We start from the raw sequence: 18,100 nt of genomic DNA, 5'->3' as shown, positions 1-18,100 counted from the left end.
TCGGTATTGGTTGGCATTACATCAAAGCCCAATCCTTCCGGACGAATGATGGCATCACTGGCTTTGGCTTCCGCCATAATAACGTCATAACTGCTGGTTTCGATGGCGTCTTTATCAATACCGCATCCAGTGGTGGCATTACCCTGCGGATCCAAATCAATCATCAACACTTTCTTGCCTGAATCGGCAAGTGATGCTGCCAGATTTACCGTGGTAGTCGTTTTACCGACACCGCCTTTCTGGTTAGTAACCGCAAATATATTTCCCACTGACATTAATCCTTAATCAGTCTTACCAGATGCCTTTCAGCCTGATCTCCCGGGACATTCAGAGCAATCACATCTTTCAATGTGAAACCGCCGCCAACACTGGCGAGTTCCTGTTCCGGGTATACGCCTTTCATTAAAACCAGGCTGCCCGCATCATCGCAGTGTCTCGCGGCTAAATCAATAATCTCGGCAATTGTAGCGAAAGCCCGGGCAGTTATTACCTCAAATTTTGGCAGGGTGAGTTGTTCAACTCGGCCATGTATTACCGTCACATTATTCAATTTCAGCTCGGCTTTCACTTGCTGCAAAAAACGTGTTTTTTTGATATTGCTATCGAGCAGTGTTACCGCCATTTGCGGAAAACACATCGCTACGGGAATACCTGGAAGACCAGCACCACTTCCAACGTCCAGCAAACTGTTGCAATGCAAATACGGAATAAGCGACAGACTATCAAGGATATGCCGAGTCAACATGCCTTGTGGATCACGCACTGAGGTCAGGTTATAAACCTTATTCCACTTTTGCAGTAACGCAAGATAATCCAGTAGTTGGTTTTTTTGCTGGTCGGAAAGTTGTAATTGCAGTTCAGCACAGCCCTTGTCGAGCTGTGCCTGTAAATCAACCGCCATCAGCTGGCTTCGCTCCAGCCTGAACGTTTCAGATGAACCAGCAATAATGAAACTGCAGCCGGTGTAACGCCGGAAATCCGCGCAGCCTGTCCTAAACTCTGTGGTTTGGCATTTTGTAATTTTTCACGTACTTCATTAGATAGACCACGCACATTGTGGTAGTCCAAATTATCAGGCAGGGTTGTATTTTCATTGCGCTGCAAACGGTTGACTTCATTTTGCTGACGATTGATATAGCCAGCGTATTTCACCTGAATCATTACCTGCTCAGCCACATCATCAGCAACGGTTTGCTCTTCGTCCAGTAATGTCATCAAGCCTTGGTAATCCACACTTGGACGACGTAATAACTCGATTGCCGTACTGCTTTTAGCCAGAGGCTCACCCAGTACAGAGGTCGCCCGTTGTTGGTCTATTTTTTCGGGTGATACGCGCATAGTATTCAAGCGGGTATTTTCTTTATCAATGGCTTCCAGTTTTTCACTGAATACACTCCAGCGCTCATCATCAACAATGCCTAACTGACGGCCAATGGGTGTCAATCGAGAATCAGCATTATCCTCACGTAACATCAGACGATATTCAGCACGGCTGGTGAACATGCGATACGGTTCTTTGGTGCCGGAGGTGATCAAGTCATCTATTAATACGCCGATATAGGCTTCATCACGACGTGGATACCAGGGCTCGAGCTCACGAGCCTGCAAGCCAGCATTAAGACCGGCAATTAATCCCTGTGCGGCGGCTTCTTCATAACCCGTTGTCCCATTAATCTGTCCGGCAAAGAACAGACCTGGCATATGTTTGGTTTCCAGCCACGGCGTTAAATCACGTGGATCAAAAAAGTCATATTCAATGGCATAGCCCGGACGGGTGATATGGGCATTTTCCAACCCTTTCATTGAACGCACAATTTCATATTGCACATCAAATGGCAGGCTGGTGGAAATACCGTTAGGGTAGACTTCGTTGCAGTTCAGACCTTCCGGTTCAAGGAATATCTGGTGTGAATTCCGATCAGCAAAACGCACCACTTTGTCTTCAATTGAAGGACAGTAACGTGGACCAATGCCTTCAATTTCACCACTGTACATCGGTGAGCGATCCAGATTGTTACGGATCACCTGATGGGTATTTTCATTGGTATGGGTGATATAGCAGGATATCTGTGTTGGATGATGTTCCCGCTTACCCAGAAAAGAAAAGACCGGTGTTGGGTTATCACCAGGTTGTTCGGCTAACTGGGAAAAATCAATACTGCTGGTCGCAATACGCGGTGGTGTGCCGGTTTTTAATCGATCAACCCGGAACGGTAAAGCCCGTAAACGTTCTGCCAATGCAACAGAGGCAGGATCACCAGCGCGACCACCCTGATGGCGTTGCAGACCAATATGGATAACGCCACCAAGAAAGGTGCCGACGGTCAGCACAACTGTCTTAGCACCAAAACGTAAACCGGATTGGGTAACAACACCGGCAACATGATCATTTTCAACGATCAGATCATCAACGGCCTGCTGAAACAAATAGAGATTGGGCTGGGATTCCAGAACTTGGAGAATTGCAGCTTTATAACGAATGCGATCAGCCTGAGCACGCGTGGCTCTCACCGCCGGACCTTTGCTGGCATTAAGAATCCTGAACTGGATACCGGCACGATCGGCTGCTTTTGCCATGATGCCACCGAGGGCATCAATTTCTTTAACCAGATGTCCTTTACCGATACCGCCTATCGCCGGGTTGCAGCTCATTTGACCCAGGGTTTCGATATTTTGCGTGAGTAACAGCGTTTTGACGCCCTGACGAGCCGCCGCTAACGCAGCTTCAGTGCCAGCATGCCCGCCACCAACCACTATCACATCATATTGATCCTGATACTGCATAACTCACCCACGAAAAAAAACTTGTAAAAAGACTGGGGATTTTAACATGCCAGTCACAATCTTTGCCTAATATTTCAATCATTTATGGGCAGGCTTCGCTAGAAAGCAGTGCAATCTGGTTATCCATTTTTAACAAACTCACTGGGCAGTGTAACGATGATTGAAAAAAACACCGGCATCAAACGCTTAATGTTTGCTCTGGTTTATTCACTACAGGGGCTGTATGCAGGAATTCGCTATGAATCAGCATTTCGCCAGGAATTTATTCTGCTGTTATTACTGGGTGTAGTTAGCTTTTTTCTTGATGTCACTCCAGCAGAAAGACTATTGATGATCGCATCGCTGGTCGCCGTTTTAATTGTGGAGGCACTTAATTCGGCTATTGAGTGTGTGGTTGATCGCGTCAGCACTGACGTTCACAAGCTCTCTGGCCGAGCCAAGGACTATGGTTCGCTAGCGGTGTTATTAACCTTATTACTCAGTGCCGCAACCTGGTTGATGATTTTGCTGGATTAAGTTTTTCTTTGATAAGCCCAAATCATCATAAGCAAACCAGCAATAATCATCGGCACGCAGAGCAACTGGCCCATGGTGAACCAGTCAAATGCCAGATAACCATATTGTGGATCGGGAACCCTGAAGAATTCAGCGATAAAGCGGAAACAACCATAACCTAACAAAAACAGTCCTGAAACCGCCGCCCGTGGGCGGTTTTTTGCCGAGAACCACCAAAGAATAATGAATAGTAACAAGCCTTCCAGCATTGCCTGGTAAAGCTGGGATGGATGACGCGCAAATGGACCACCTGTTGGAAATACCATAGCCCAAGGTACATCAGACACTCTTCCCCATAACTCGCCATTGATAAAATTACCAATTCGTCCAAAAAACAAACCTAATGGTACTAATGGAGCAACAAAGTCACTGATTTCAAAAAAGGAGCGGTTTGTCTTGCGACCAAATAGCCAGATTGCCAACAACACACCAAGCAAACCGCCATGGAATGACATGCCTCCCTGCCAGACTTTAAAAAGGTTCAATGGGTTGTTTATCACATTTGGCAAATCATAAAAAAGTGCATAACCAATTCTGCCACCGATGATCACACCAATCGCACCATAGAAAAGCAGATCTTCTACCTGAGATTTTTCCCAACCGTGCTCATTCGCTCTCCATCTTGCCAGCATCCAGGCGGCCACAAAACCGAACAGATACATTAATCCATACCAATGAATGGCTAAAGGGCCAAGCTCAAGGGCAACAGGATCAATCTGTGGATAATTCATGTTTGGTTCTCATCTTTATTGGTGCAGGCATCATAGCAAGTCATCCATTAATCTTCATTAACAGTTTTTTGCACCATTTTTGGGCACGACAATTTCTAAGACGCACCAAATTAAACCTTTTATTCGCAAAAAAATAAGATCAAATTTCCGTAAACCACTGATATAGAATATATTTTCAAATGTGGCATGTAAACTGCGTTAGTTGTGGCAGTCTGAATACACGGTGTTGTAAAAAATCAACGCACCGGATTCACCAAGACTAAAATAATTTAAACGAGGAGATATAAATGAAATTCAAAACGCTCTCAGCAATGTGTCTTGCTGCTACATCAGTTTTCGCCGCTTCATCAGCAATGGCATGGGAAAGCGAAGATGGTGCACATTCCACCAGTGCAAATGTTGGCTTGTTCAGCGACTATATGTTCCGTGGTATTTCGCTTACTGATAACAAACCCGCTATTCAAGGTGGTTTTGATTATGCCCACTCTTCTGGTCTTTATGTTGGCACTTGGGCTTCAAACCTTTCAATCGATAGCGAAACCAATATCGAAATCGATGTCTATGCAGGTTTTGCCAATGAGTTTGGTGAAAGTGGTATCGGTTATGATTTAGGTATGCTTCGTTATATGTACCCAGGTGCTGAAGGTTCAGCTGATGACGGCGAAATCGATTACAACGAGTTCTATGGTGGTCTTTCTTACAGCTACTTCAGTGCCATGATTTTCTACACTGATAACTTTGGTAACGGCGGTGAAGATGAAATCTACTACAAACTAGGTTTCGATTATGACCTTCCTTATGGTTTAGCCTTATCAGCACATTATGGCTACACTGATTCAGATCGTTTTGATGGTGATGCTACCTATACTGGCAGCGACAGCTACAGTGACTACTCAATTGGTTTGACCAAAGGTTTTGCTGGTCTGGATTGGTCAGTTGCTTACGTAGGAACTGATAGCGATGGCGATGACTTTGCTTTTGGTAATGACGAAGCAGACGATCGTTTCGTAGTGAGTGTTAGCTCATCATTCTAAACAGCTCAAGCAGATGGCCCTGATAATCAGGGCCATCTTTTCTAAAGAAGGAATACGCTTATGAAACAAGTTGTAGCTATTATCAAGCCTTTCAAGCTTGATGATGTCCGCGAATCGCTCTCTGAAATCGGCGTACAAGGTTTAACGGTTTCTGAAGTGAAAGGTTTTGGACGTCAAAAGGGTCACACGGAGTTATACCGTGGGGCGGAGTACGTTGTAGATTTCCTGCCTAAACTGAAACTGGAAATCGCAATTGATGACGGCATTGTAGAACAAGTTATCGAAGCTATCATCAAGGGTGCTAACACCGGAAAAATCGGTGATGGCAAAATCTTCGTTTACCCACTTGAGCAAGTGGTTCGGATTCGCACAGGCGAAACCGGCCCTGATGCTCTGTAAGCTTGAGGAGACATTAACATGGAATTAGGAAATCAAATCTTCCAACTCCAGTACGCCATGGACACCTTTTACTTTTTAGTATGTGGTGCTCTGGTTATGTGGATGGCGGCTGGCTTCTCGATGCTTGAAGCAGGTCTGGTTCGTGCTAAAAATACTACTGAAATTCTGACCAAAAACGTAATGTTGTTTGCTATTGCCTGTACTTCTTATCTGGTAGTGGGTTATGACATCATGTACGGCGGCGGTTTATTCCTTGCTGGAATTGACGGCGGTGAAACATTGGTTGCTGATGCATTAGCATCATCAGCTGAAGAGGGCTTTGAAGGTGGTTCAGTTTATTCTGCTGCATCTGACTTCTTCTTCCAGGTAGTGTTTGTTGCCACGGCAATGTCTATCGTTTCAGGTGCTGTTGCTGAACGTATGAAATTGTGGGCATTCGCTGCATTTGCTGTTGTGATGACTGCATTTATCTATCCTTTAGAAGGTTCTTGGACTTGGGGTGGTGCCGATGTATTTGGTATGTACAACCTGGGTGACCTTGGCTTCCTTGACTTTGCTGGTTCCGGTATTGTTCACATGGCAGGTGCTGCTGCAGCATTAGCCGGTGTTATCTTACTGGGTGCTCGTAAAGGCAAATATGGCCCTAACGGTGAAGTTCGTCCGATACCAGGTGCAAACCTGCCATTAGCAACTTTAGGTACATTCATCCTGTGGATGGGTTGGTTCGGCTTTAACGGCGGTTCTGTATTGAAATTAGGCGATATGGCTAGCGCTAACGCTGTTGCGATGGTGTTCCTGAACACAAATGCAGCGGCTGCTGGTGGTGTTATCGCTGCTTTGGTTGTCGCCAAATTACTGTTTGGTAAAGCTGACTTAACCATGATTTTGAACGGTGCTTTAGCTGGTCTGGTAGCAATTACTGCTGGTCCAGACACGCCAACTCCATTAATGGCTACCATTATCGGTGCTGTCGGTGGTGTAATTGTGGTGTTCTCAATCGTCTTTATGGACAAAGTTAAAATCGACGATCCTGTCGGTGCTATCTCAGTGCATGGTGTGGTTGGTCTTTGGGGTCTGCTTGCAGTGCCTTTGACAAACTCTGATGCCAGTTTCTCAGCACAAATCATCGGTGCAGCTACCATCTTCGTTTGGGTATTTGTTTCCAGCTTCATTGTCTGGGCAGTACTGAAAATGATTATGGGTCTGCGTGTGACCGAAGAAGAAGAATACGAAGGTGTGGATTTAGTGGAATGTGGTATGGAAGCATACCCAGAGTTCACTAGCTCTAACTAAGTTATTCTTTACTGAAACGGAAAGGGCAGGTTTTACCTGCCCTTTTTTATGCCTGAAATTTACAAGATTTTATTGATGATACTGAACACTCTCAGCATGCACAGCATCAACCAATGCTGCGACATGTTCAGGATTGATAGTCGGATGGATGCCATGCCCCAGATTAAACACATGTCCACTACCGTGACCATAGGCTTTGAGGATTTCTTTTACTTCTGTTTTTATCCGTTCGGGCTGAGCATATAAAACACAAGGATCCATATTGCCCTGTAAAGCGACTTTATCGCCTACCTGATAACGTGCCAGTGAAAGATCAGTGGTCCAGTCCAGTCCTAACGCATCAGCTCCGACTTCAGCCATATGGCTTAACCACTGGCCCCCCCCTTTGGTAAACATGGTTACCGGCACACGTCTGCCATCATTTTCTTTGGTTAAACCGCTGATAATTTGCTGCATATAGGCAAGGGAGAATTCTCTGTAATTTGGCCCACTTAATGCTCCGCCCCAGGTATCAAATAACATTAAGGCCTGGGCACCAGCAGCAATTTGTGCATTCAGGTAAGCAGTGACTGACTTGGCAAGTACGGATAACAAATCATGCATGACATCAGGTGTATCAAACATCATGGCTTTGATTTTGGCGAAATCCTTGCTGGAACTGCCTTCAACCATATAACACGCCAAAGTCCAGGGACTGCCACTAAAGCCAATTAAAGGCACTTTGCCATCAATTTCTCTACGTGTCAGGCGGATAGCATCCATCACATACCCCAGACTATCTTCCATATCCGGTACGCTGAGATTGGCTACATCGGCTGCACTACGGACTGTTTTGTGAAATTTTGGTCCTTCTCCGGTAACAAAATGTAACCCAAGTCCCATTGCATCAGGAATGGTCAAAATATCAGAAAAGATAATCGAGGCATCAAGATCATAACGTCGCAGTGGCTGCAAAGTGACTTCACAGGCCAGCTCCGGCGTGGTGCACAAAGTCATAAAATCACCGGCTTTTTCACGCACCTGACGATATTCTGGTAAATATCGTCCGGCCTGACGCATAATCCATATTGGAGTTTTGTCGACAGGCTGCTTTAATAAAGCACGCAGATAACGATCATTTTTTAATTCGGACACCGGAGCACCTTTTTATTGTTGATGGCAAAATTTCCTGGCTCAGAAACAAAATCGCACTGAGAGGTCTACTCAAGCGAGTAGGACCAACCCAGTGCGATAAAATTGCCACTATTTTTCAGATATGTACTGAAGTTTAAACTTCCAGATAATCAAGAATGCCTTCAGCTGCCTGTCGACCTTCCCAAACAGCGGTCACCACTAAATCAGATCCACGGACCATATCACCGCCGGCAAAGATTTTCGGATTAGTGGTTTGATAGGCACAATTACCTTCAGCTGGGGCAACCACACGGCCACCATCATCAATGCTGACATTAAACTTTTCAAACCATGGCGCTGGGCTTGGACGGAAACCAAACGCAATAACAACCGCATCTGCTGAAATGATTTCTTCACTGCCAGCGACCGGCTCGGGACGACGACGTCCACGCTCATCGGGTTCGCCCATTGCAGTGGTCACAACTTTGACACCGGTGACTTTATTGCCATCTCCAACGATTTCAATCGGCTGACGATTCCACATAAATTCAACGCCTTCTTCACGCGCATTATTCACTTCGCGGCGTGAACCAGGCATGTTTTCTTCATCACGACGATAGGCACAGATAACATTGGTTGCACCCTGGCGAATCGCCGTACGGTTGCAATCCATAGCGGTATCACCACCACCGAGAACGACTACACGCTTACCTTCCAGTGAAACATAATTTTCTGAGGGAAGATCCAGCAGTTTTTTGTTGTTGGCCACCAGATAAGGCAATGCTTCATATACGCCAGGCAATTCTTCACCAGGGAAGCCGCCTTTCATATAGGTGTATGTACCCATTCCCAGGAAAACAGCATCGTACTCTTCAAGCAAAGCATCAAATTCAACGTCTTTGCCCACGTCAGTATTTAGGCGGAATTCAATTCCCATACCTTCCATGACTTCACGACGGCGTTTAACAACCTCTTTCTCCAGTTTGAATTCTGGAATACCGAATGTCAGCAGACCACCAATTTCAGGATAGCGATCAAACACAACAGGCTTAACGCCATTGCGAACCAATACGTCAGCAGCACCTAAGCCTGCCGGACCAGCACCAATCACAGCAACCCGTTTACCGGTATCGACAACGTTGGATAAATCCGGACGCCAGCCCTGGGTCAGGGCAGTATCCGTAATGTATTTTTCTACTGAGCCAATGGTGACTGCACCAAAACCATCATTTAGGGTACAGGCACCCTCACATAGACGATCCTGAGGACATACCCGGCCACAGATTTCAGGCAATGTATTGGTTTGGTGTGCCAGTTCAGCAGCTTGTTCCAGATTGCCTTCACTAATCAGTTTCAGCCAATTCGGAATATAGTTATGTACTGGACACTTCCACTCACAATAAGGGTTACCACATTCCAGGCAGCGGTCTGACTGCTCAGCTGCCTGAGATGCATCAAATTCCCCATAGATTTCACCAAATTGCTGTTTACGAACATTTGCATCCAGCTTTTTTGGGTCGACACGACCTACATCTAAAAATTGAAACGTATTTTTTTTCATCGTTATTAGTTTTACCAGTTGTATCAGGCCGCTTTGGTGGCGATTTTTAATAAACCATCCAATGACGCTGCTTTGGGTTTGACCAGCCAGAATTCTTTAATCGCCTGTTCAAAGCGATCCAGAATCTGGTGCGCCCAGACACTACCTGTTTCACGCACGTGGTCTTCAATAAGGCCTTTTAGATGCAGAGCAGCTTCGGACATTTCGTCGCTGTCAATCCGCACCAATTCAACCAGCTCTTCGTTATAACGTTCCGCAAAGGTGTTATCCAGATCCAGCACATAAGCAAGACCACCGGTCATGCCAGCACCGAAGTTGAGCCCCGTTTCACCCAGCACAGTAACAACACCGCCGGTCATATACTCACAACCGTGATCACCAACGCCTTCAACAACCGCAACTGCTCCGGAATTACGAACCGCAAAGCGTTCACCTGCTTTACCTGCAGCATACAGTTCACCACCTGTAGCACCATATAAACAGGTGTTACCGATAATGCTGGCATTTTGCGTTTCAAAATCACTTTCCGGTGATGGGTAGATGGTCAGCTTACCTGCTGCCATGCCTTTACCAACATAGTCATTGGCATCGCCTTCAAGACGCATCTCCAGACCACCGGCATTGAATACACCAAAACTTTGTCCGCCAGAACCTTTGAGGTTCAGACGAATAGGTTTATCAATCATGCCGTAATTACCATGAACCTTGGCGATCTCACCAGACAAACGGGCACCGATTGAACGGTTGATGTTACGAATTTGGTAACTGAATTCACCGCCGGTTTTATTGACGATGGTTTCTTTAATATCCACTACCATTTGCTCAGCCAGCTCACCCTTATCATAGGGTTCATTTTTCGGCTCGAGGCAGAATTGCGGTTTGTCAGCAGGAACACCGGCATTCGACAACAATGGTTGCAGGTTCAGCCCACGCTGTTTATCCGTCGTCCCTGGAAGGATTTCGAGCAAATCAGTACGGCCGATCAAATCCTGCAAACTACGCACACCCAGTTTTGCCAACCATTCCCGCGTTTCACGTGCAACAAACTGGAAGTAGTTCATCACCATCTGCGGCAAGCCAATAAAGTGCTGCGTCCGCAGTTTTTCATTTTGTGTTGCAACACCGGTTGCACAGTTATTCAAATGACAAATCCGCAGATATTTACAACCCAACGCAACCATGGGCCCGGTACCAAAACCAAAGCTTTCAGCACCTAAAATAGCTGCCTTGATAACATCCAGACCGGTTTTCAAGCCACCGTCTGTTTGCAGACGTACTTTGTCACGTAAATCATTGGCACGCAGAGTCTGATGGGCTTCACTCAAACCAAGCTCCCATGGACCACCGGCATATTTGACTGAAGTCAGTGGGCTTGCACCAGTACCACCGTCATAACCAGAGATGGTTATCAAGTCGGCATAGGCTTTTGCAACACCTGCAGCAACGGTTCCGACACCTGCTTGCGAGACCAGTTTTACCGATACCAATGCATCAGGATTCACCTGTTTCAGATCAAAGATCAGCTGCGCTAAATCTTCAATCGAATAGATATCATGATGTGGTGGCGGTGAAATCAAGGTTACGCCAGGCACGGAATGGCGAAGCGTAGCTATCATCTGATTAACTTTGCCACCAGGTAACTGACCACCTTCACCCGGTTTCGCACCTTGGGCAATTTTGATCTGCAATACTTCAGCATTCACAAGATAATGTGGTGTTACACCAAAGCGTCCTGAGGCAATCTGTTTGATTTTGGAGACACGCTCGTTACCAAAACGATCCGGATCTTCACCACCTTCACCAGAGTTTGAACGACCACCTAAGCGGTTCATCGCAATCGCCAGCGCTTCATGCGCTTCGGGCGATAACGCTCCTAAAGACATGCCAGCGCTGTCAAAGCGTTGCAGAATAGCGCCAGTGTCTTCTACTTCTTCAATATCCAACGGCGTTTCCGCCAGTTTCACATCCAGCAAGTCACGTAAAACCATCGCAGGGCGTTCGTTGACCAAAGCGGCATAGGCTTTATAGTCATCATAACTACCACCCTGAACCGCTTTCTGTAAGGTGCCAATCACATCCGGGTTATAAGCATGATATTCACCGCCATGGATAAATTTCAGCAAACCACCTTGATCACGTTTTTTACGTTGGTTCCAGGCCAGTTTATTCAGCTGCAGCTGATCGTTATGTAACGCATCAAAATCAGCACCATTTACCCGACTGGTAGTCGCCGTAAAACACTTGTCGACAACAGCATCATTCAGGCCAACGATTTCAAACAATTGTGCGCCACGATAGCTGGCAATTGTTGAGATGCCCATTTTCGAGGTAATTTTGAATAAACCTTTATTGATGCCTTTACGATAATGACGGCATAACTCGGCATGTTCGACATCTCTGATTTCTTTGGTGGCACGCAAATCCTGCAGGCAGGCATAAGCAAGATAAGGATAAATTGCCGTCGCGCCATAGCCCAGCAATACACCGAAGTGATGTGGATCACGAGCTGTTGCGGTTTCAACAATAATATTCGCATCACAACGTAAACCAGCTTTGATCAGGTGCTGATGCACCGCACCAGTGGCTAGTAAAGCATGCACCGGCAGAGTTTCTTTGGAAATATCACGATCACTAAGCACCAAAACGACACTGCCATTACGTACGGCGTCTTCTGCTTCAGCACAAATATTATCAATCGCTTTTTCCAAACCTATTTCAGGCTGATAATTCAGAGAGATACGATAGGATTTGTATTCACTATTGTTATCGCCAAGCTTGAGGATCTGCTTAAACAGTTTTTCGGTTAATACAGGCGAATCGAGTACCACACGCTGTGCATGGTCTTCACCTTCCTCAAACAGGTTACGTTCCTCACCAATACACGTCTCCAGAGACATGACGATGTTTTCACGTAATGGATCGATAGGTGGATTGGTGACCTGCGCAAACTGTTGACGGAAATAGTCATACAGTGAACGGACTTTCTCTGACATCACCGCAAACGGACTATCATCACCCATTGATCCGGTTGCTTCCTGTCCAAGCTCACCTAATACACGAATAACCTGATCACGTTCTTCAAAACTGACACCGAACATTTTTTCATAGATATCCAGTTCATCGCCCTGAATTTCAGGCAATGTATGCTGGTCATCTTTCTCATTGTCATGCAGACGCTGCAGATTATTATCCAGCCACTCGCGGTAAGGCTGTGCTTTTTTGAGCATGTTGTTGATATCTTCCGGCATCAACAATTCACCGGTCTGGGTATCTACCGCCAGCATCTGACCAGGTTTCAGACGACCTTTTTCAACCACATCTTCCGGCTGATAGTTATAGACGCCTACTTCAGAAGCCAATGTAATATGACGGTCTTTGGTAATCACATAACGTGCAGGACGCAAACCATTACGGTCGAGGGTACATGCCGCATAACGGCCATCAGTGATTACCACACCAGCTGGACCATCCCATGGTTCCATATGCATGGAATTAAAATCGTAGAATGCCTTCAGATCAGCATCCATGGTGGGATCGTTCTGCCAAGCAGGCGGAATCAGTAAACGCATTGCACGGAACATGCTTACGCCACCGGCTAACAATGCTTCCAGCATATTATCCATGCTGGACGAGTCAGAACCTGTGGTACCAACTAATGGACGGATATCTTCCATATTCTCGATTAACGAGGTGGCAAATTTAGCACCACGCGCCAGAGCCCAGTTACGGTTACCTTGAACGGTATTGATCTCACCATTGTGAGCCAGATAACGGAATGGTTGAGCCAGACGCCATTGTGGCCAGGTATTGGTGGAGAAACGCTGATGGAATACACAAATTGCAGTTTCCATGCGCTCATCACTGAGATCTTTATAAAACACTGGCAAATATGAAGGCATTACCAGGCCTTTATAAGACACCACTTGTGAAGACAGACTTGGAATGTAGAAGTCTTTATCGTCAGTAATGGCTTTTTCGGCTTTGCGGCGCGCGATATAGAGATTGCGTTCAAATGCCGCATCATCCATTGACTCAGCTGCATTAACGAATACATGGCGCATCTTCGGTAGCAGCCGTAAGGCTTCCTGACCACATGCCACTTCAGGCTCAACGGGCACTTCACGCCAGCCCGCGACTTGCAGGCCTTGTTCTATGAGTTTTGCGGTAACGGCATCCTGCGCTAACTGTGCTTTATTGTCGTCCTGTGACAGAAATACCATACCCACTGCATAGCGTTGTGCCAGCGAAAAGCCAAGCTCTTCGGCAATAGCTTTAAAAAAGCTGTCAGGTTTTTTTAGCAATAAACCACAACCGTCGCCGGTTTTGCCATCCGCACCAATTGCACCGCGATGGGTCAGGTTTCCCAGTGCTTCAATGGCCGTCTTAACAAGCCAGTGACTGGGTTTACCATCCATCTGAGCAATCAGTCCGAATCCGCAGTTATCGCGCTCAAATTCAGGTCTGTAAAGACCTTGTGTTAGTTCTGTTGGCTGACTCACGTCACATACCTTCATCGTTTGTTAGCGCCGTCGCAGCTCCACTCCGGTGGTTAAACCGGCACAGCTATGTCTAAACTGAGGAGCGTCGCACAAAAACACGGCAGAAAGGATCACCTAGTATAACGATTGATCCAGTACCATTCAATTCTAGCTGCAATTTTTTGACAACAACTAACAGCAGTAAATTTTCCTATTTTCAATAAAATAGCTAAAATGCACTGCTTTTCTGACAAACAATCGGACTAACAATGGACAAACCACTGGTAGGCGTAGTGATGGGCAGCAATAGTGACTGGCCTGTCATGCAAAAAGCCGTTGAACAACTTGAAGCTTTTGGCGTTGCCTACGAAACTCAGGTTGTATCTGCTCACCGAACCCCCGATCTGCTGACCGAATATGCCAAAACGGCTAAAAGCAAAGGTTTAAGCTGTATCATCGCTGGAGCTGGAGGTGCTGCCCATTTGCCAGGCATGCTCGCTGCGAACACATTAGTCCCGGTACTCGGTGTTCCGGTTCCTTCGCGTTACCTCAAAGGTCAGGATTCTCTTTTGTCCATTGTGCAAATGCCTAAAGGTATTCCGGTTGCTACATTTGCCATTGGTGAAGCCGGCGCGGCAAATGCTGCTTTGTTTGCCATTGCCCAGCTGGCAATTCATGACACACAACTGGCTGCAAAACTGGAACAGTTCCGCAAAAACCAGCATCAGGCCGTGCTGGATATGACACTTCCCCCATTAGCTTAGAACTGAGGATGTAGATGATTTTACCAGGTGCCACATTAGGAATGCTTGGCGGCGGTCAATTGGGCCGCATGTTTACCACCGCGGCCCAGACGATGGGCTACAAGGTTATTGTGCTGGATCCTGATAAAAACAGTCCTGCTGGAATTATCGCTGATCAGCATATTTGTGCCGCTTACACTGATGAAACAGCCTTGACCGAGCTGGCTCAACATTGTGCAGCAATCACTACCGAGTTTGAGAATATTCCCGCCAGCACCCTGGCCTTTCTCGAAAAACGTACTGTTGTGCATCCCTCCTCATCTGCCCTGGCCAGTACGCAAAACCGTAATACAGAGAAAAACTTTATTCATGCGCAAGGCATTGCCACCGTGCCATTTGTCCGCATAACCAGTCGGGATGATTTTGCTGATATCAGCACTCAAATTAAATTTCCGGCCATTCTTAAAGTTGCCACCTTCGGCTATGACGGAAAAGGTCAGATTGTTTGTGAAGATTTACAGACTGCTTATGAAGCATTTGATGCTTTAGGCCAAAAAGAATGTGTGCTGGAACAGCGAATTGATCTGGAGCGTGAGATTTCGGTTGTTCTGGCACGCGGTGAAGATGGCCAGATCACCGCTTTCCCGGTCGCTGAAAATGTACATATTAATGGAATTTTACATTCAACCTCTGTTCCTAGCGCTGCCGCTGAAACACAGCAAAAAGCGGCTATTGAAATGGCCGGTAAAATTGCTGATGGACTTGATTACGTTGGTACTATGGCGGTTGAGTTTTTTGTTTCCAAGCAAGGCGAAATCATTGCCAATGAGATTGCCCCACGTCCGCATAATTCGGGGCATTACACACTGAATGCCTGCAGAACCTCACAATTTGAACAACAGGTACGTATGTTATGCGGTTTACCCGCTGGAAGTCCCAAATTAATATCCCCTGTGGTGATGATTAATCTTCTGGGTGATGTATGGGGAAACAGCCAACCTGACTGGGATAAGCTACTCAATCAACCAGATATTAAACTGCATTTGTATGGCAAGAGAGAAGCCCGCGCAGGGCGCAAGATGGGCCACTTTAATGTTCTGGCCGACACTACGGATTTGGCAATGCAATCCGCCAATACGGTGTTTGAGGATATCAAGGCAGATTAATGCATAGCGTTACCATTATTTACTGTACCCAGTGTCGATGGATGCTCCGTGCGGCCTGGATGGCGCAGGAGTTGCTGAGCACCTTTGATGGAGAGATTGCAGAATTAACGCTCAAACCGAGTACAGGTGGTATTTTTGAAGTTACAGCAGACAATCAGTTGGTCTGGTCCAGAAAACAGGAAGGGCGTTTCCCAGAAATTACTGAGTTAAAGCAGCGGGTCCGCGACGTAATTGCTCCAGAACAGGATTTAGGTCATTCCGATCGGAAAAAGTAAAATTTTTTACTTCGGTGAATTAAAAAAGGGACGTTTTCACGTCCCTTTTTTATTTTTAAGCACTTTCAACTTTCTCACTAAAGCCACAATCCTTCTGCGGGCAGACTTTTTCTGTGCCTTTGCTCTTGGTTGTCTTAATGGTCAATATCGGCCACTGACAATTTGGACAGGCTTCTTTGATAGGCTCATTCCATAACGCATAATCACAGGTCGGATATTCCGAGCATGAATAAAACACTTTGCCGCGGCGTGACTTCCGCGTCAGGATTTCACCCTTATTACATTTGGGGCATTCAACGCCGGTATTTTCAGGTTGCTCCAGTGATTCAATGTGTTTGCATTTCGGGTAACTGCTACAGCCGATAAATTTACCGTATTTACCCGTGCGTACCCACAAATCCGATTCACATTTCGGACATTTACGCCCTTCAACTATTTCCGGTTCACTCGCGGTGGTCTCCTCACCATCAATATTGCGGGTGTAATCGCATTCCGGATAACCGGTACAACCGATAAATCGACCACTGCGACCTAACCTGCTGGATAGTTTTTTACCACATTTAGGACAATCTTCATCCAGCAACTCCTGTGTCACATCGCTGCGCTGGACTTCTTTATCTTTGGTTTCGACCTGTTCTTTAAACGGTCCCCAGAAATTGCGTAATAAAGGAATCCACTCGGCTTCACCACGCGATACCGCATCCAGATCATCTTCCAGCTTGGCAGTAAAGTCGTAGTCCACATAGCGAGTGAAATGCTGAACCAGAAACTTGCCGACCACACGTCCCACATCAGTGGGGTGAAAACGTTTGGTAATCAGCTCAACATATTCACGCTGTAATAATGTAGAGATGATGCTGGCATAGGTCGATGGTCGACCAATATCATGTTCTTCCAGACTTCTGACCAGACTGGCCTCACTGTATCTTGGTGGTGGCTCGGTAAAGTGCTGTTCAGGGCGAATGGCAACTAGATCAACGACCTCACCGACTTCCATGGGCGGCAGGATATTTTCATCTTTGTCACCCTTGGTATCATCCTTACCTTCCAGATAAACACTCATGAAACCCGGGTTTACCACGGTAGAACCATTGGCGCGGAAAGTATTGCCCTTACCACAACCCAAATCCACAGCAACCGTATTCAATGTAGCGTGGATCATCTGACTGGCTAATGTACGCTGCCATATCAGGTTATAAAGTTTGTGCTGATCGACGGATAAATACGACTTCATCTCATCCGGCGTGCGCAGGACGGAGGTCGGTCTTATTGCCTCATGCGCTTCCTGGGCATTTTTGGATTTGGTTTTGTATTCCTGCGGTTTCCCTGGCACCGATTTCGCACCATATCGCTGGCCGATAAATATACGGATTTCTTCAATCGCCTCTGCCGCCAGCGACACCGAATCAGTACGCATGTAGGTGATTAAACCTTCTGCGCCTTCACCTGTATCAACACCTTCGTATAGCTGTTGTGCCACACTCATCGTGCGCTGAGCGCCAAACCCCAGCTTACGGGAGGCTTCCTGTTGCAAGGTAGAAGTAGTAAATGGTGCTGCAGGGTTACGTTTACGTTGTTTTTTCTCAACGTGGGTAACTAGCAGTTTACCTTCAGCCGCTTTTGTTAATGTCGTAACGACATCCTCGGCCTGCTCGGTATGACCGATGCTGAACTGGCTGAGCTTTTCGTTTTTATAGTGGGTTAACTTTGCCTGGAATGGTGTTTTCTCAGCGGTGGCATCTGCTTCGATGGTCCAGTATTCCTGAGCTTTGAAAGCTTCAATTTCCAGCTCACGCTCGACTATCATCCGTAACGCAGGACTTTGTACCCGGCCTGCAGATAAGCCCCGACGCACTTTTTTCCATAACAAGGGAGAAAGGGTGAAGCCGACCAGATAGTCCAATGCACGACGTGCCTGCTGAGCGTTAACCAGATCCATCGACAGTTCGCGTGGATTGGCTACCGCAT

Annotated in this window: 15 protein-coding genes; 7 read left to right on the top strand and 8 right to left on the bottom strand. The window is 46.5% G+C overall.

Features of this window, described 5'->3' with window-relative positions; translation table 11 throughout:
• From B3M51_RS11920 to mnmG, 3 genes are all read right to left on the bottom strand, one after another.
• Positions 1-269: ParA family protein (locus tag B3M51_RS11920; protein WP_292759480.1), on the bottom strand; the 269-nt coding region annotated here is incomplete at its 3' end.
• 5 nt (positions 270-274) lie between these two features.
• Positions 275-901, bottom strand: a complete 627-nt coding sequence (rsmG, locus tag B3M51_RS11915; RefSeq protein WP_292759478.1) for a 16S rRNA (guanine(527)-N(7))-methyltransferase RsmG — start codon at positions 899-901, stop codon at positions 275-277.
• The gene (mnmG, locus tag B3M51_RS11910; protein ID WP_292759477.1) at positions 901-2,784 is read right to left on the bottom strand and encodes a tRNA uridine-5-carboxymethylaminomethyl(34) synthesis enzyme MnmG; all 1,884 of its coding nucleotides are present in this window, start codon (positions 2,782-2,784) and stop codon (positions 901-903) included. The genes rsmG and mnmG overlap by 1 nt, the downstream gene beginning before the upstream one ends.
• Positions 2,785-2,940: 156 nt before the next feature.
• On the opposite strand from mnmG, the gene B3M51_RS11905 reads away from it, so the two are divergent.
• A complete protein-coding gene (locus tag B3M51_RS11905) occupies positions 2,941-3,300 on the top strand; it encodes a diacylglycerol kinase (RefSeq protein ID WP_069294826.1) in 360 nt (119 codons plus the stop codon).
• On the opposite strand, the gene lgt is transcribed toward B3M51_RS11905, so the two are convergent.
• Positions 3,297-4,070: a prolipoprotein diacylglyceryl transferase gene (gene lgt, locus B3M51_RS11900; RefSeq protein ID WP_292759476.1), complete on the bottom strand. Its 774-nt coding sequence runs from the start codon at positions 4,068-4,070 to the stop codon at positions 3,297-3,299. The two genes, B3M51_RS11905 and lgt, sit on opposite strands and share 4 nt — an antisense overlap.
• Positions 4,071-4,357: 287 nt before the next feature.
• Here lgt and B3M51_RS11895 point away from each other — a divergent pair, with 287 nt between their 5' ends.
• The 3 genes from B3M51_RS11895 to B3M51_RS11885 are packed head-to-tail and all read left to right on the top strand — an operon-like array spanning position 4,358 to position 6,796.
• A complete protein-coding gene (locus B3M51_RS11895) occupies positions 4,358-5,104 on the top strand; it encodes a TorF family putative porin (RefSeq protein WP_292759474.1) in 747 nt (248 codons plus the stop codon).
• A 60-nt stretch (positions 5,105-5,164) separates the two neighbouring features.
• Complete coding sequence (locus B3M51_RS11890; protein WP_226075668.1) at positions 5,165-5,503, top strand: P-II family nitrogen regulator; 339 nt, start codon at positions 5,165-5,167, stop codon at positions 5,501-5,503.
• Between the two features lie 18 nt (positions 5,504-5,521).
• Complete coding sequence (locus B3M51_RS11885) at positions 5,522-6,796, top strand: ammonium transporter (protein ID WP_292482923.1); 1,275 nt, start codon at positions 5,522-5,524, stop codon at positions 6,794-6,796.
• A gap of 69 nt (positions 6,797-6,865) precedes the next feature.
• Here B3M51_RS11885 and hemE read toward each other — a convergent pair whose 3' ends face one another.
• From hemE to gltB, 3 genes are all read right to left on the bottom strand, one after another.
• Positions 6,866-7,930, bottom strand: coding sequence for a uroporphyrinogen decarboxylase (hemE, locus tag B3M51_RS11880; RefSeq protein ID WP_292482926.1), 1,065 nt, complete (start codon positions 7,928-7,930; stop codon positions 6,866-6,868).
• Between the two features lie 133 nt (positions 7,931-8,063).
• Positions 8,064-9,470: an FAD-dependent oxidoreductase gene (locus B3M51_RS11875; RefSeq protein ID WP_292358517.1), complete on the bottom strand. Its 1,407-nt coding sequence runs from the start codon at positions 9,468-9,470 to the stop codon at positions 8,064-8,066.
• 23 nt (positions 9,471-9,493) lie between these two features.
• Positions 9,494-13,984 carry a glutamate synthase large subunit gene (gene gltB, locus B3M51_RS11870; RefSeq protein ID WP_292482928.1) on the bottom strand — a complete coding sequence of 1,497 codons (4,491 nt, stop codon included), beginning with the start codon at positions 13,982-13,984 and terminating at the stop codon, positions 9,494-9,496.
• Positions 13,985-14,217: 233 nt separating this feature from the next.
• Between gltB and purE the strand changes: the two genes are divergently transcribed.
• Genes purE through B3M51_RS11855 form a run of 3 tightly spaced genes read left to right on the top strand, consistent with a single transcriptional unit; the run spans position 14,218 to position 16,132 of the window.
• The gene (gene purE, locus B3M51_RS11865; RefSeq protein ID WP_292759470.1) at positions 14,218-14,712 is read left to right on the top strand and encodes a 5-(carboxyamino)imidazole ribonucleotide mutase; all 495 of its coding nucleotides are present in this window, start codon (positions 14,218-14,220) and stop codon (positions 14,710-14,712) included.
• 14 nt (positions 14,713-14,726) lie between these two features.
• Complete coding sequence (locus tag B3M51_RS11860) at positions 14,727-15,857, top strand: 5-(carboxyamino)imidazole ribonucleotide synthase (RefSeq protein ID WP_292759467.1); 1,131 nt, start codon at positions 14,727-14,729, stop codon at positions 15,855-15,857.
• Positions 15,857-16,132: a SelT/SelW/SelH family protein gene (locus tag B3M51_RS11855; protein WP_292759465.1), complete on the top strand. Its 276-nt coding sequence runs from the start codon at positions 15,857-15,859 to the stop codon at positions 16,130-16,132. Before B3M51_RS11860 ends, B3M51_RS11855 begins: the two co-directional genes overlap by 1 nt.
• 55 nt (positions 16,133-16,187) lie before the next feature.
• Here the strand turns inward: B3M51_RS11855 and topA are convergent.
• Positions 16,188-18,100, bottom strand: a 1,913-nt coding sequence (gene topA, locus B3M51_RS11850) for a type I DNA topoisomerase (protein WP_292759463.1), incomplete at its 5' end; no start/stop codon positions are given.

It is taken from the genome of Methylophaga sp. UBA2689, assembly GCA_002354555.1.
In the GTDB taxonomy this organism is placed as follows: domain Bacteria; phylum Pseudomonadota; class Gammaproteobacteria; order Nitrosococcales; family Methylophagaceae; genus Methylophaga.
Note: the sequence above shows the minus strand (reverse complement) of the source record. Positions and strands in the feature narration are given on the sequence as shown.